Source organism: Alterotamlana spongicola (genome assembly GCF_035818475.1).
Lineage (GTDB): Bacteria > Bacteroidota > Bacteroidia > Flavobacteriales > Flavobacteriaceae > Cognatitamlana.
In genome coordinates, this window is record NZ_JAYMGV010000002.1 from 235,683 (window position 1) to 250,075 (window position 14,393).

A 14,393-nucleotide genomic window follows, 5' to 3' on the forward strand; every position below is an offset into this window, starting at 1 on the left:
CGAAGAGCCTTTAACAGACCAATTACCAATGTACCTTAAGCTTTGCAATAAAATTAAAAGAGGTCTCATAATTAATTCTTTATTTATTCAACCGTACGTACCTTAAAGTAAATCAGTTTTATTGATATTTGAGTGATTTACAAAATGTTATAATTGCTTATTTCTCTGGATAATTTTTTGAATATGTTTTTTCCCTTCGATTAAATATGATTGTTTTTCATTATTTATTTTATAGATATTTATGGAATCAAGTGATTCGGAATGTTTAAACAAAAAATCAAGAACATTTCTTTTTAAAAATGAATATTGCTCATCATAAAACTCAATTTTAGTTAAATCGTATTCATTTCCCATACTTTTTATATAAGGAGTTTCAAAACCATCATTTGTTTTAAGGTTTTTTTGTTTAAAAAAGAACAAAAATTTATGAAAGAGAATATTGTATTCTTTTTCTCTGAAATACTGTTTTATATAAAAATAAAGAATGATTAATTTAGCTAATATTACAGATCTAAGAGATTTTGAATCGTAAAGGACGTGATACTCAAATTTATATTCTTTGTTTGCAAGTCTCTTTTTATATTTGTAATCCCCTTTTGAAAAATCGAAAATATCTTTATTATTTTCAAAGCACCATTCTACATGTTTTAAGTTATCTACATACCCTACATTAAATTTAGAGTAATCATTATCAAAAACAGGGAAGGCTGAAAATAAGACGTTATCTGAAATGTAATTTAAATAAATAGAGATGGGGATATTATCATTGTAAATAACAAATAATGCTGCTTTTTTTTCCAATATTAGAGGATAAACAAGGTCATATAAGTAATTCCATTTTTTAGTAGATAAATTATGATTATTTACTTTTTTTTCGGCTTCTCTTTTTTTTAAAAGCTTATTAAAATAATCAAAGACCATATCATATTGTTGTTTAGAAGTATCCGGTCCATATAAAACATCATATTTGATATTTAGACAAGATTCCAACCTTTTCTTAGCTCTTTTAATTTTCCATCTGCTCTTTGAACTAAATTTTTTTTTAAAATAATCTTCGGTATCTAGGTATTCCTTGATGTTTAATAAATAGCCATTATATTGTTTAATGCTCTTTATTTTCAGAAAAGAGCTAGGTTGTTTTTGTATTTTAAAATACTCAGGAATATCATACAGAAAAAAAACCTTCTTTTTATAATCAGTTTCATCATTTTCTAGTTTGTAAAAAATGCCATTTGTTAAATTTTTTCCAACATTAACATAAAGTGGTAAATATTTGCTTTTTATAAAACTAACATTGTTTATAAAACGGAATTTTATAGGAAGTTTAGAATTATTAAAATGGGCTGACCAAGTTTCAATAAATTTTGGATTAGAAAAAGGACTGTTTATCATATTTTTAAATGTTATATAGAGCCTAAAAGTTAAATTTTATTATAATTTGTTATATTCTTCCAATAAACAATTCCATACATGAGATTGCTGATACCTGGAAGTAATGAGACATCTACACTTGTCATTACTATATTTTGACTTATTTGTTAAAAACTCAACCATTTTTTTATATAGAACTATATCATTTTTAACAGGTATAATAGTTCCGTTTTCTCCTTCAATTATGATTTCATTACATCCATTTATATCAGTTACAATAGCAGGTAATCCCATGGCTCCAGCCTGCATAACTATATTTGGGAACCCCTCACGGTAACTAGGGAATACTAAAGCATTTGAAATTTTAAGATAAGGACGTATATCGTTAACCCAACCTGTATGTATAATATTTGAATTCGTATTAATCTCTTCGACTGTTTTAGGAAGTAAAGGGTCTAATTCATTTTCATAAAACCCAAGCATTAGTAATTTAGTATTTGGAAATTTGTCATTTATTTTTTTGAATGCACTGACCAATTCATTAATACCTTTATCTTTTACTAATCGGCCTGCGAAAACAAAAACAAAGTCTGTGTTTGTAATATTTAGCTCTTTTTTGAGTATTTCTATCTTGTATTTGTCCTCAAAAAGAGCAGGATCAAAATAGCTGATATCAATGCCGTTTGAACTTCCATTAGCTATAACCTTTATCTTTCTTTGAGAAGTAAATTTGCTTTCCAAGATGAAATCAGCTAAGCTATAAGAATTAGGGTAAATTTTTGTAGCACACCAATATGTTATTTTTTCAACTAGATTCAATACCATCCGTTTAAAACCTTTGGCTTCGACCAGGGGTAAGCCGGCAATGGTATGTAGCCGATTAGGAACTTTAGCTAATTTAGCAGCCAACATAGATAAAGTGCCTGCTTTAGGCGTATGAGAATGCACAATAAACGGTTTTTCTTTTTTGAACAATTTATATAATTTCCATACAGCAATGATATCTTTTATTGGAGTAATTTTCCTAGTCATTTCTATGGGAAAAACTGAAATACCTTCATCTTTTGATAAATTTTCAATTTCATTATTTTCCCCTCTCGATCCCACACCTAAAATATCGTAATAATTAGACATAAAACGTAATTGACCACGTAACAAACCACGCATTGATACTGAAAGGGTGGTTACTCTAATTATTTTCTTTTTCATAATAATGTAATGGTAAAAACTCAATAAAAATGATCGACGACAAATATATAAAAGTAATTCATTGGGAATTTATTTACTCTTTCTAATACTCAGTTTTGCGGTGAACTGTCATTTTTAAATTAAACGTTATGAATCATTATTAAAATGTGATTCTTATTAATACAACACGATGCTTTGATATTTCTCTTTACCTTTAATCACATATTCTTTATCACTAATTTTATAGACTTTTATGGTCTTATTATGGTATACGGTAGCATATAAAAAATTGAATACATGCTTTCTTAGAAACCTGTTGGGTTTATCATTAAAATCAATTACCTTGGCATTAGACATTTTAGAATTTAAGTTTGTATCTGTATTTGTTGTCTCTTTATGTGTAATTAACACCTCTGGTATCTTTCTATGTCTTTTTTTGATATTGCTTAGTTTTTGGCTAATTTTTTCAGGTGTTTTGGATTTTAGATACTCCTTTAAAGAATATTTTAGTGTGTTGTAAGTACCACTCAGTATAGCTTTGTTGGAATACACAATATAGTGGTAATATCTATAGATATGATTACTCCATCTGCGCTTGTAATCTGTTCCGCCAACTCCCATCTCAAATAGTATGTAATCATTTTTCAAGCACCATTCTATTTGCTTAAAAATTTCAACATGACCCAAACCAAACTTTGAATAATCTATATTGTAGGATGATACATAACTGAAAAGAATTTTATGGTAATGATAGTTTAAAGAAATCTCAATAGGTTCTTCTCTATTATAAATAACAAATAATGATGCTGTTTTATTTATAATTTTATCATAAGTACTACTTAGTAAGAAATCCCACTCTCTTAAATTTTTATGTGTGTCATTTAGCTCTTTAAATCGAACAGCAATCATATTTTTAAGTGACTCCATAATAGAGTGGTAGTCTGCTTTGGATAGATCACCATAATACAGTTTATAATGTATGTCAAAGCAGGATTCAAGACGGTTTATATAGCGTTTTACGATACTTCTTTTCTTACTGTTGAATTGTAATTGTAAATAATGATCCACAGACCGGGCTTTATTTAAAAGGATGGCATACCCCCAATTATGTTGCGGAATTTTTTTTGTTTTATACTCTGAGTTTCTTTGGTTTAATTTGAAGTATTCCGGAATCAATTTAAACGAATAGAAGTCTTCATACGCTGTGTTTAAGCCTTCATTAATTATTTCTTCATTAAAATATTCAAATGAGCTATATAGTTTTTTTACTCTTTCTTCCAGAAAAAGTTTAGGAAATACCGTTATATTTTTGTGTAATGCCATATTTATGAAAACTATATACTTAAGTCTAATTTTATCATTTTCCTTTTACCAACAAGATATAAGGTTTTGTCATATGAATTATCTTGATAGACTTTTATATTGTTCACAGGTTCTTTATGGTTATAAAGGAAGTCATTTAAAGGTTGTATTAAAGCTGGGGCAATTTCATCTATATCTACAGCTTTTAAATGTATTGAATCGGGTAGATTGCTTATAACGGTTTCAACCACAATATCCTTTTGCGTTTTTTTGGTGTTTTTGTAATTTCTGATTTGATATTTGACTTTAGCATATCTGCTGTATAATACCTGAGCATTTATTTTTTTTAGAATCTTAATAAGTGTAAACCTTAATTTAAGAACAAGAACTCTATAGTGTGCAAATAATGTAATTACAGTGCTTTTTGAATGGTAAGTAATATGTTCCTGATAGATATAACTATCTGTAATATATTTTCTTTTATGCAAAAAGTCGCCTCTTCCCATATCAAAAATTTTAATACCATGGTCAAAGCACCATTGAAGATGGTTGACCATATTAATATGTCCCAGATTAAACATGTAATAGTCTATATCAAAACAGCTGTTCCAATGCAATAATAGCTGACCTTCAATAAAGTTTAAGCTTATGTTTACTGGTTTTTGCTTATCATAAATAACAAAAATACAGGCCTTCTTTTGATGAATTAACGGAAACATCATTTCGTGGTATTTATCCAGGTATGATAATTCGAAGTTTGTTTCTTCTTTTTGCTCGAATCTTCTAATTGTAATATTTTTAAGGCTATCGAATATATAATCATATTCGTTTTTCTGGATACCTCCAAAATAGACTTTATAAATGGGGGTCAGGCATAGATCAAGCCGTTTTCGGTACCGCTTAAGTTGCGATTTTCTTGCTCTCCCTAACTTATTGTTCATATAATCATTTAAATCACAATACTTTCCTAAATCTATGTAGAACCCATTATAGAGGGGGGCTCTAAGGGTTCTCAATTTGCTAAGTTCTTCAGAGGTTTCTAATGAGAAATAATCCGGTATATCAGAAATAGAATATACCTTTTTGGAAGTGTTTTTTTTGAACACAGTTTCATTATTGAGTAAAACACCATCTGAAATTTTACTGAAAACTTTATTGTAAAAGCCAGGAAATGACTTCTCTTTAAATAAGAAATCTATAAAAAAACTTAGTTTTATATGTCTTATTCCAAACATTATCCTGGTGTGGTATCTATAATTAATAGCTGATTATTGAGCTTTCCCTGTATTACAAAATGACTGGGTTGACTTACAATACTATATACACTTATACTATCAAGGTTTTCCTTGTTTAAAAAAAGAAAATTGTATACATGTCTTTTTAGAAATTGATAGTTGTTGTCTTTTTGAAAGTTTATTTCAGTACCTCTGTTTTCTATAGGTACATTGTTTTTTATAGCAACCTTAGCTTCTGTAATTGGTTCAATTGTATTTGTATACCTGTAAATAAACTTTTTTAACTTTTTATAAGTATTCTGAAAGTTTTTGGGCACTATCTTTTCTAGAAAACGATATTTTGCACTTTCTTTTAATATCAAAGTGACTGCTTTAAAATGGTTATAAATTGAACTGGAATCATAAACTATATGTAAGTAGTTAAGATACGTGTCTGTAGTCCATTTTTTTTTATAATAATCATAGCCCTTTAAAAGATCATATATTTTAAAGCTGTTATTGAAACACCACTCAATATTCTTATACATATCAATCGCACCTATATGAAACTTACTGTAATCAATGTCATAACCGCTTATTATATAATAGGCCAGATGGTTTGTAAACATATTTATGCGTATACTTATGGGGGTGTCATTGTTATATATTACAAATAGATTTGCTTTTTTATGCATGATCATGTTGTAACACAAAGTATGAAATTCCGGTAAATATTGTAATTCGTAGTTCTTTTCTTTTTTTTCGTGAAATCTCCGTTCTAAAAATTTCCTTAAAAAAGAAAATAGGCGGTCATATTCACTTTTATCCATTTCCCCATAATAAGAAACATATTTAATATTAAAGCAGGTCTCTAACCTGTTTTTATATCGATTAAGATTTGATCTCCGTTTCGTACTCACTTTTCTAGTTAAGTATTCTGTGAAATTTTTAAATGATTCTAGATTGATCATATGCCCATTTAAATTTTTCACAGTGTTTAACTTGACGGTTTTAATGTTGTTTGAGGGAGAGATACTTAATTTAAAATAATCAGGTATGTCCTTTATGGTTAATAGTTTGACAGAACAATCTCCATACTCTGATGTTGTGTTTTTATATAACTCAATATTATTATAGGTAATAGTTTTGTAAATGGGAGGGAAGGCTCTATCTGTTAAAAGTGCTTTTAAAAATGTTATGTTATGTGCTGTTCCCATATACTATTTATGAAATTGAAAACTTATTTTTTGTATATGCTCAATGCCTTTTATATAGAAAGTGTCTATTTCAGTTGTTGATTTGAATATTTCAACCTTGTCTATTGGTTTTGAGTGTTTATATAAAAGATTATAAATAGGTCTTTTCAGGAAAGCATATTGTTCATCGTTTAACCTCACCTTAACACCTATAGATTCAAAATTATGAATATTAGCTATAGTCAATGTATGATTTATTGGGGAGGGTTTAGAATTATCTCGATATCTGTAATTTAAAAAGGCATGATATAATTTATCAACATGATATTTTTTTAGGACATTGACTAATTTATAGAATACTTTTATTCTTAAACTCATTAGTTGTCCACAAACTATGGACATAAAATTACCTGTATTATATATAACATGTTTTTGAAAATAATAGGATCCATCTGCTAACTGTGCTTTATAGGGATAGTTTCCTTTTAATAGATCAAAAACATATATATTGTTTTTATAACACCAGTGTAATTGTTTGATAAAATCAATAAATCCCAGGTGAAATTTTGAGTAATCTATATCGTAGGCTCTTATATAACCATAAATAACCTGGCCTCTTATTAGGTTAAGACAAACACTTATAGGCTGATTATTATGGTAAATCACAAATAAGGCTGCTTCTTTTTTTTGTATTAAAGGGTAGGCTATTTTGTAGTAAACATCCCAGCGTGTCAGATCATAATTTTTAACCCCCTTTTCAGCAAAGCGGCTTTCAATTAGAGAGCGAAAGACCTTAAAAAGTGATTTGTATTCTTCAAGTTCAATATGCCCATAATAGGTTTTATATGTTATATTAAAGACTGATTCCAATCTTTTTTGATAGGTTCTAAATTTTGATCTTCTTTTAGAGCTAAAATTGCATTTCAAATAATCCTCAACTCCGCTGTAGTTTTTTAAAAGGATCATAGAGCCTTTAAAGCTATTAATCGTATTTACCTTCCACTTGGGGTCTTTAACGGCTCCTTGCAAATAATCTGGAAAATCATATACACAGGCCACTTCTAAATTACTATTGTTTAATTGTCTATCTTCATTTTTATAAATCGCTTTGTCTGATATAGTATTAAATAGTGTATTATAGAACGGTAAGGCATTTCTGTTTTCCAAAAAAATGCTCAGCATATCCAGTTTCTTTGTCTTTAGATGTTTTAGCATTTTTTGATTTTATAAAGTAATTTGTCGAAATTAACCATATTCCCCACAATATTCTTCTCTCTTAGAAACTTTAATATTTTAAATTCAAAATAAATGGTTTTAGCTATAAATTTTGAAACCAGTGATTTATTGTTGTAATGAATCTGATAAGAGAAGTCATACTCATAATTGCACCACTTATCTTTATAATCTGATTTCCCTATAGCTAAATCAAAAATGAGAATATTATTGGCAAAGCACCACTTTAAGTGATTTAACATACTAATATCTCCCATATTGTAAACCGAGTAATCTGTGTCGTATGCCTGAATATGACTTAAAACACTATTGGGCTGATGAAAATTAAGGGTGATGGTAATGGGCTTATGATCATCATAAATTACATGCAAAGAAGCTTTTTGTTCTAGGATCTTTTTATAAGAAAGGGACTTTATAGCTTCCCAGTCAGCTAGGTGCCTGTTATATATTCTCTTCTCTTGAAATCGCTTTTGCAGCAAACTATAGAATGTGTCAAATATGGAATCAAAAAGCAGTTTGTCAATACTTCCAAAATATACTTTATTGCTTATTTTATGGTTCTGCTCCAATTTCCTTTGTTTTGAAAACAGGTTTTTACGGTTTCTTTTGCTGAGCTTTTCTTTAATATAATCTTCGGTAGAATTATAATTAATTAAATTAATTAAATACCCTTTGTATTGGTTAATTGTTGTTGTTTGCAACAATGAAGTGTTCATATTTAGCTGAATATTTAAATAAGAAGGAATGTCTTTTACAATATATACGTACTTTAATGGTAAAACTTTAAAATGATTAATATTGTTTACAATAGTGCCAGTTAAAGTATTGGTAATATTTGAGGTGTATAATTGCACAGTTTTGCTCTCCAAAAATAAATTGAACACAAATTGACTAGACCTAAAAAACTTATTTATAAACATGCACCAATATCTTTAGAACACTTTTCAGGGTATTATATCTTCTTCTTATTTTTTATGAATGACAGCTTGTGAGCAAAATTTATTAAATCATGCCGTCTTAAAAAAAGCTTGAGGTCGTAAAATTTACTATAAATCAAGGCCAGAGTACAAGAAAGAAAGGATTTTTTATCATAATAAATATGGTACTCAAGCCAATAAATTTGATTTGCCCATCTTTTTTTATATTCAAAATACCCCTTGGCAAAATCCAAAGCCCTTAATTTGTGTTCTATGCACCATTCCAACTGTTTCATGATCCCGATGGTTCCAGGCCTGTACCTAGCGTAATCAATGTCAAATACCCTTATAACATCATACATAATGTTTTCAGAGAAATTTGTTAAAGTAATAGCAATAGGCTTTCCTTTGTCATACATAACAAAAAGAGCCGCTTCTTTCTTTCTGATCATCGGCAAGGTAACCTCCTTATAAAACTCCCATTCTTTAAAAGTTAGATTGTTATTTACAGTCTTTTTTTTAAAAAAACGCTTTTTTAGAAGGGTTTTAAAATAAGAAAAAATAAACTTGTAATCTTCATTGCTAATTTCACCAAAATAAACTTTATAACGTGCCCCGAAAGCATTTTCTATTTTTTTTCTGTATGATCTGAATTTATATCTGCTTTTTCTACTAAGGGCGTCAGACATATATGCGTCAAGGGAATTATATTTGTTAAGCATACAGCGGAATCCGGGATACTGTACAATTTTACGAGACTTGAGATTAGCTTGATTGGATATTGTATTCATTTTGGTGTGATTAGCAACATCATAAATGATAAATACTCTTCCTTTACAATCCTTGTCATCCACAGCTTCTGACAGATCATAGCTTATGCCTTTGGTATTGGTTTTGCCTATATTATAAAAAACAGGTAAGTATTTATTTTTTACAAACTCCAGTTTAGGAATTATGCCAAAAATAAAATACGCCTTATTACAATTGAAATGATTCAACCAAATTGTTTTAAAAGTTTCTGATAAGAATGGATTTCCTTTCATTTTATTTAGAGTGACTTCCTTTTAAATATACCTTAATATCTTTTGATAATTGCTTTGTAAATCTTTTAGCGCTTTTCGATTCTAAATGTGATCCATCGTATGTTTTATAAGAATTAAATTGTTTTGAGTAATTAAAATATGGGATATGGTATCTGTTTGCGATACTATCTATCTCAAAATCAAAATTTCCCCAATACGTGTTTTCAAAATTCAGAAAGTCTTTGTCTGAGGGCATCCTGGTCAATATCACTTCTCCTTTGGTTTTTAGGTACTTAATAGTTTTAACAAAATAATTATATCTGTAGGTAGATAGTTGCTCTGTTTTAATCTTAAGATTATAGAATTTGAAAGTCAATGATTTCCAATATTCTATATCCTTATCTGTTATTATGTTACGTCCGTTTTTTAACCTAACTTCATTCCAGCCATTCTGATGAGAAATTCGATGTTGCCATTGATCTAAATCATGTAAACTGTTATATAATGGTGCTCCATATGTATTAATAATATAGTTATAATTAGGAGAACTGGTAAAATCATCTATTTTACCCAAGGTTAAACTTTCATCATATTTCAGTATTTTTTCGTCATCCAGCCCTAAAGGAGCAGTAAAATTTCCGGGGCTAACGGATAGAATAAAAAGACCAGGCTTTCCAATAATCTTTTCTTTAATGGCATCATAATACACCTTTCCAAAGTGCGCTTCATTTAGAGCAAAGTTTACCAGTGGTTTACCAAAAAAGTCATAGTCTTTTAGTTCTTCTTCAATAACATATGGAGAGATTCCCTCATTTGCCCGAGATAATCCTAAAACCAAACTTCCGGCTTCTTGGGTGAATTTATTATAATTAGTATCTACAAAGCCTTTTGCAAGCTTATCTACAAAGAACAGATAACTCAAAATAAAAAGTATTGTTATGGTACATAATTTTATTACAAAACGTTTTAGCATGGTTTTAAAACTGAAAATAGATAAAAGAATTTTGTCTATTAATGGCAAATAAGACTATGGTTAATATATAGACCAGACACATACTGTATTTAACCAATTTAGGGCGCTCTGTAAACAGCTCATAAACATGGCTATTGCCCTTATAATAGTATATGGTTTGTACTATTAAAATGAGAATAAAACTCAAGAACAGTTCAAAATAATTATCCAAAATATTGATGTGCAAGCTATTTTTAAAAGTAAACATATTTTTTAAGTATAGTGTGGCATGTGACAGGTTTGGAGATCTAAAAAAAACAAGCGTCATTGTTATTAGACTTAGGCCGGTACACCATCCTAATAATTCTCTAACCCGTTTAGGAAGTCTTAATATGTTAAAAATTGAATAACGAACAGATTTTGTTGAGATTTCAAGAACTAACAAAAAGGCGTTCAATAAACTCCATACCACAAAAGTCCAATTAGCACCATGCCATAAGCCATTAATAAAGAATACAATAAATACGGCAAAAAGCCTAGAGATTCTCCCGTTTTTAACCAATGGCTTGTATATAAAATCTTTAAGCCACTGTGTAAAGGAAATATGCCATCGTTTCCAAAACTCAGTAAAAGAGGTAGCAAAAATAGGCTGATTAAAGTTTTGAATTAATTCATACCCCATGGTTTTAGCAGCGCCAATAGCAATAGATGTATATGCCGAAAAATCATAATAGATTTGAAAGCAAAAGAAAAAGCTTCCTAAAATCAAGGATAAATTATGTGGTGAATCTGGGGTTCTAAAGGCTTCGTCAACATAAATACCCAGCCGATCTGCTACTACAAGTTTCAAGAAAAACCCCCAGGCCATCATAATAATGCCTTGTTTTAGATTATTGACTTCAATTTTAATGTCGGATTTTAGTTGGGGAAGGAGTCTAGAGGCTCTTTCTACAGGACCCGCCACCAATTGAGGGAAAAATGACACGTATAGTGCAAACTTTCCAATATGCCGTTCCGGTTTAATTAAGCCTCTATAAATTTCTATAGAATAGCTCATGGTCTGGAATGTGTAAAAACTGATACCAATAGGTAATAGGATATTATTAAAATTATATGAATTAACATCCTGTTCTTTAATTAATTCAACTCCAAAGAAGTCAAAAAACCATTGAATATTTGTTGAGAAGAAAAACAAATATTTGAATACAATTAAAAGCCCCACATTGGTTACTATGCTTAAAATTAAGTATCCTTTTTTTGCAGATTTCCTTTTTGCTTCATACATCCTGATACCACAATAATAGTCAACCAAGGTGGATATTATTAAAAGTATTATTAATTCAGGTTCATGAGCCATATAGAAGTAATAACTTCCAAGTAAGAGCCATAGCCATCGGTATTTGTAGTTTAGAATATAAAACCCAATAACCATAATTGGGAAAAAAAGAAGAAATTCAAATGAATTGAACAGCATAAATAGGGTTTTATATCGTAAGCAATACTTTATTGTAATAAGGTCAGTAGGTGTCTTATGAAAAAATCTTTAAATGTTTTAAAACATAAGCTATTCCATTACTTAAAAGATAAATGAATTATTCTACAAAGCATTAATATAAATAGTGAAAAGCATAAAGCTAACTTAAGATAATATAAATTTAAAATGATCTTTATTCTACCAAGTAATTAAAATTTTCGTTCAAAATTCGCCGTTTTATTATGTTGTTTACATTTTTTTATATAATTAAGTTTTTTTTTATAAGAAAAATAAGTTACTAATAATACAGAAATCACTTGTTAATCTGCTTAAAATGAAATTATTACAAGTTATCAACATTGTGTTGGTAGTTTAGACAAGGATATTACATTTGCATTTCTGAAATTAATACGTGATCTAAATTGTAAAGTTGATCGTATATGTTTTCAATTAATAAAATAGTGAAATAACATTTTGTCGTTTAAATATGTTTTTTATCGATAATAATTTATTTACATAGACTTTTCATCGAAAAAATTAAATGTTTTGACGATTTATTTTTACTATTGATAGAATTATTTTAATAGCACCCCAAATTTTAAAGTATTATGAAGAAGATTTTTAAGACTATGATGTTAAGCCTATTGTTTATGATATCAATGATATCTTGTAATAATGAAGAACTTTTTGTAGAACCTGTAGAAGAGGTTGTAGACGAGGTACCTACAGACCCGGAAGATGAAAATAATGAAGGAGGTGAAGTTGATGCCACTTTGCCATGTGACTTTACATTAGATAATGTGGAACCAAATTCAACAATTATTATAAATTGTATCTTGGATTTAGGAGGAGGTACAGTTAGTTTACCTGAAAATGTTACTATTGTATATGAAGGTGGTGACATTATTAATGGTACACTTAATTTTGAAAAAGGAAGTGTGATAGCAGGAGAGCTTTTGAACACTACATTAACTATTAATGGGGCTATTCCGCAATTAAAAGACCCAACGTTTCATTTTGATGCAAAGAGGTGGGGGATTGTTGAAGGTGTTGTTTCTGATGAAATAGCCGCCGCAAACAGAGATATTATTAATGAAATCATTAATTTAGTAATAGATTTAGGAGGCTCAACTGTTAATCTTGATAATATAGACGCTTATTTTAATGTAAGCGGTGAAGATATTGATGATGTTTCAATTATTATCCCATCAAATTTTCATTTTAAAATGGGAGATAATTGTAACTTAAGAGTGCAACCAAATGGTTATAATGGATCAGCTTTAATACGAAGCAGGTCAACTGATAATGTGATGATTTCTGGCGGTAAGTTATGGGGTGATCGTTATACTCATGATTATAACGCAACTTCTGGTACTCATGAATGGGGGCATGTAATGTCGTTAAAAGGTGTTCAGAATAGTGTAGTTGATGGTGTAGAAATGCATGAAGGAGCTGGTGATGGGCTTAAAATTGCGGGAGATCAGCACAGATATAATGATGGATCCATAAAACCAAATGGAAGAGAGTCTAGAAATCTTACTATTAAAAATTGTTTAATAAACGATAATCGCAGAAATAATATAAGTCTAACTGATGGTACAGAAATTTATATTGAATATAATACCATTACAAACTCTGGCAGCGGAGATGATAGCCCTGGAACAAGTTCTAATGGTACATCCCCAAGAGCTGGTATAGATGTTGAGGCGTTCAAAAATAATGCTCCAGATGATAATTCGGTTTATGACTGGGAGAAAACGGAAGATATACATATTAGAAATAATATTTTTGAAGACAATTATGCAGTTGATATAGCACTATATAATGGTGAAAAAACCTATGTTTATGAAAATACATTTAGAAGCCAAAGAGGTGTGGGTACTTCATACGGTTTCAATAATAAAATTTATAATAATACTTTTGAAAGACCAGAAGGATTAATGTCTGGCTCCAGTGCGATAACCTTAGAACCAAAATATTGGGCAAATGGGAATCATAGAATTATTGATTTTCAGATATATGACAATTATTTTAAGGGATATCAATTTGCTATTGTCGCAGGAGGACAAGGACATACATTTAAAAATAATACAATGACGAATTGTCAAAGAGGAATCATATTAATAACTTCTGAAGACCTTGAGTTTGATAATAATATAATTTCAAGTAGCATTGAAGATTCATATGGTTATTACACCTTTTCCGGAGAAAATTCAGTTAAAAACTGCTTGATCAAAAATGGAGAAATCAGCGTGCAAAAAAGAGATCTGTTTTTTGCCAATGTTAACAATGATAGCGCCGGAGGCATTACAATTGACAACATAGACTTTAATGCTGGAGGGGTATTTTTAAATTCTGCACAATATATAACAATTAGTAACAGTACATTTACCGATTTAAAGATTGTAGACTGTAACCCAACACTTGTTAACAATAACAATTAAAGCTTATTATTTTTGTGATATCTTAGCAAAATTAATAAATTTAAGGTTTAAGGTAGTGATTTTAGTTAGGTTGCTACCTT

General features: G+C 29.3%; 11 protein-coding genes. 1 reads left to right on the forward strand and 10 read right to left on the reverse strand.

Translation table 11 applies throughout. The features are described 5' to 3' along the window. Positions 1–147 precede the first annotated feature (147 nt). The 10 genes from VOI54_RS13420 to VOI54_RS13465 form a co-directional block, all read right to left on the reverse strand. Entirely contained in the window at positions 148–1,392 is a 1,245-nt protein-coding gene (locus VOI54_RS13420; RefSeq protein WP_326283349.1) for a GNAT family N-acetyltransferase, read from the reverse strand. 39 nt (positions 1,393–1,431) lie between these two features. Then, positions 1,432–2,580 (reverse strand): glycosyltransferase family 4 protein, encoded by a 1,149-nt coding sequence (locus VOI54_RS13425; protein WP_326283350.1) that lies wholly within the window; start codon positions 2,578–2,580, stop codon positions 1,432–1,434. Between the two features lie 156 nt (positions 2,581–2,736). Beyond that, the gene (locus VOI54_RS13430) at positions 2,737–3,882 is read right to left on the reverse strand and encodes a GNAT family N-acetyltransferase (protein ID WP_326283351.1); all 1,146 of its coding nucleotides are present in this window, start codon (positions 3,880–3,882) and stop codon (positions 2,737–2,739) included. An 11-nt stretch (positions 3,883–3,893) separates the two neighbouring features. Beyond that, positions 3,894–5,096, reverse strand: a complete 1,203-nt coding sequence (locus tag VOI54_RS13435) for a GNAT family N-acetyltransferase (protein ID WP_326283352.1) — start codon at positions 5,094–5,096, stop codon at positions 3,894–3,896. Continuing rightward, positions 5,096–6,292 (reverse strand): GNAT family N-acetyltransferase, encoded by a 1,197-nt coding sequence (locus VOI54_RS13440; RefSeq protein WP_326283353.1) that lies wholly within the window; start codon positions 6,290–6,292, stop codon positions 5,096–5,098. Before VOI54_RS13440 ends, VOI54_RS13435 begins: the two co-directional genes overlap by 1 nt. Before the next feature lie 3 nt (positions 6,293–6,295). Next, on the reverse strand, positions 6,296–7,486 hold the full coding sequence (locus VOI54_RS13445) for a GNAT family N-acetyltransferase (protein WP_326283354.1): 1,191 nt from the start codon (positions 7,484–7,486) through the stop codon (positions 6,296–6,298). Then, entirely contained in the window at positions 7,480–8,358 is an 879-nt protein-coding gene (locus VOI54_RS13450; protein ID WP_326283355.1) for a GNAT family N-acetyltransferase, read from the reverse strand. Before VOI54_RS13450 ends, VOI54_RS13445 begins: the two co-directional genes overlap by 7 nt. A gap of 98 nt (positions 8,359–8,456) precedes the next feature. After that, a complete protein-coding gene (locus VOI54_RS13455) occupies positions 8,457–9,464 on the reverse strand; it encodes a GNAT family N-acetyltransferase (protein WP_326283356.1) in 1,008 nt (335 codons plus the stop codon). Position 9,465: 1 nt separating this feature from the next. Next, positions 9,466–10,416, reverse strand: a complete 951-nt coding sequence (locus VOI54_RS13460) for a hypothetical protein (RefSeq protein WP_326283357.1) — start codon at positions 10,414–10,416, stop codon at positions 9,466–9,468. A gap of 4 nt (positions 10,417–10,420) precedes the next feature. Beyond that, positions 10,421–11,869: an MBOAT family O-acyltransferase gene (locus tag VOI54_RS13465; protein WP_326283358.1), complete on the reverse strand. Its 1,449-nt coding sequence runs from the start codon at positions 11,867–11,869 to the stop codon at positions 10,421–10,423. A 608-nt stretch (positions 11,870–12,477) separates the two neighbouring features. On the opposite strand from VOI54_RS13465, the gene VOI54_RS13470 reads away from it, so the two are divergent. Beyond that, positions 12,478–14,313 (forward strand): NosD domain-containing protein, encoded by a 1,836-nt coding sequence (locus VOI54_RS13470; RefSeq protein WP_326283359.1) that lies wholly within the window; start codon positions 12,478–12,480, stop codon positions 14,311–14,313. The last annotated feature ends 80 nt before the right edge of the window (positions 14,314–14,393 follow it).

What these genes read in the sequence shown, in the direction of transcription:
- VOI54_RS13420 (WP_326283349.1), bottom strand. Translation starts at nt 1,392, where the DNA reads ATGATAAACAGTCCTTTTTCTAATCCAAAATTTATTGAAACTTGGTCA.
- VOI54_RS13425 (WP_326283350.1), bottom strand. Translation starts at nt 2,580, where the DNA reads ATGAAAAAGAAAATAATTAGAGTAACCACCCTTTCAGTATCAATGCGT.
- VOI54_RS13430 (WP_326283351.1), bottom strand. Translation starts at nt 3,882, where the DNA reads ATGGCATTACACAAAAATATAACGGTATTTCCTAAACTTTTTCTGGAA.
- VOI54_RS13435 (WP_326283352.1), bottom strand. Translation starts at nt 5,096, where the DNA reads ATGTTTGGAATAAGACATATAAAACTAAGTTTTTTTATAGATTTCTTA.
- VOI54_RS13440 (WP_326283353.1), bottom strand. Translation starts at nt 6,292, where the DNA reads ATGGGAACAGCACATAACATAACATTTTTAAAAGCACTTTTAACAGAT.
- VOI54_RS13445 (WP_326283354.1), bottom strand. Translation starts at nt 7,486, where the DNA reads ATGCTAAAACATCTAAAGACAAAGAAACTGGATATGCTGAGCATTTTT.
- VOI54_RS13455 (WP_326283356.1), bottom strand. Translation starts at nt 9,464, where the DNA reads ATGAAAGGAAATCCATTCTTATCAGAAACTTTTAAAACAATTTGGTTG.
- VOI54_RS13460 (WP_326283357.1), bottom strand. Translation starts at nt 10,416, where the DNA reads ATGCTAAAACGTTTTGTAATAAAATTATGTACCATAACAATACTTTTT.
- VOI54_RS13465 (WP_326283358.1), bottom strand. Translation starts at nt 11,869, where the DNA reads ATGCTGTTCAATTCATTTGAATTTCTTCTTTTTTTCCCAATTATGGTT.
- VOI54_RS13470 (WP_326283359.1), top strand. Translation starts at nt 12,478, where the DNA reads ATGAAGAAGATTTTTAAGACTATGATGTTAAGCCTATTGTTTATGATA.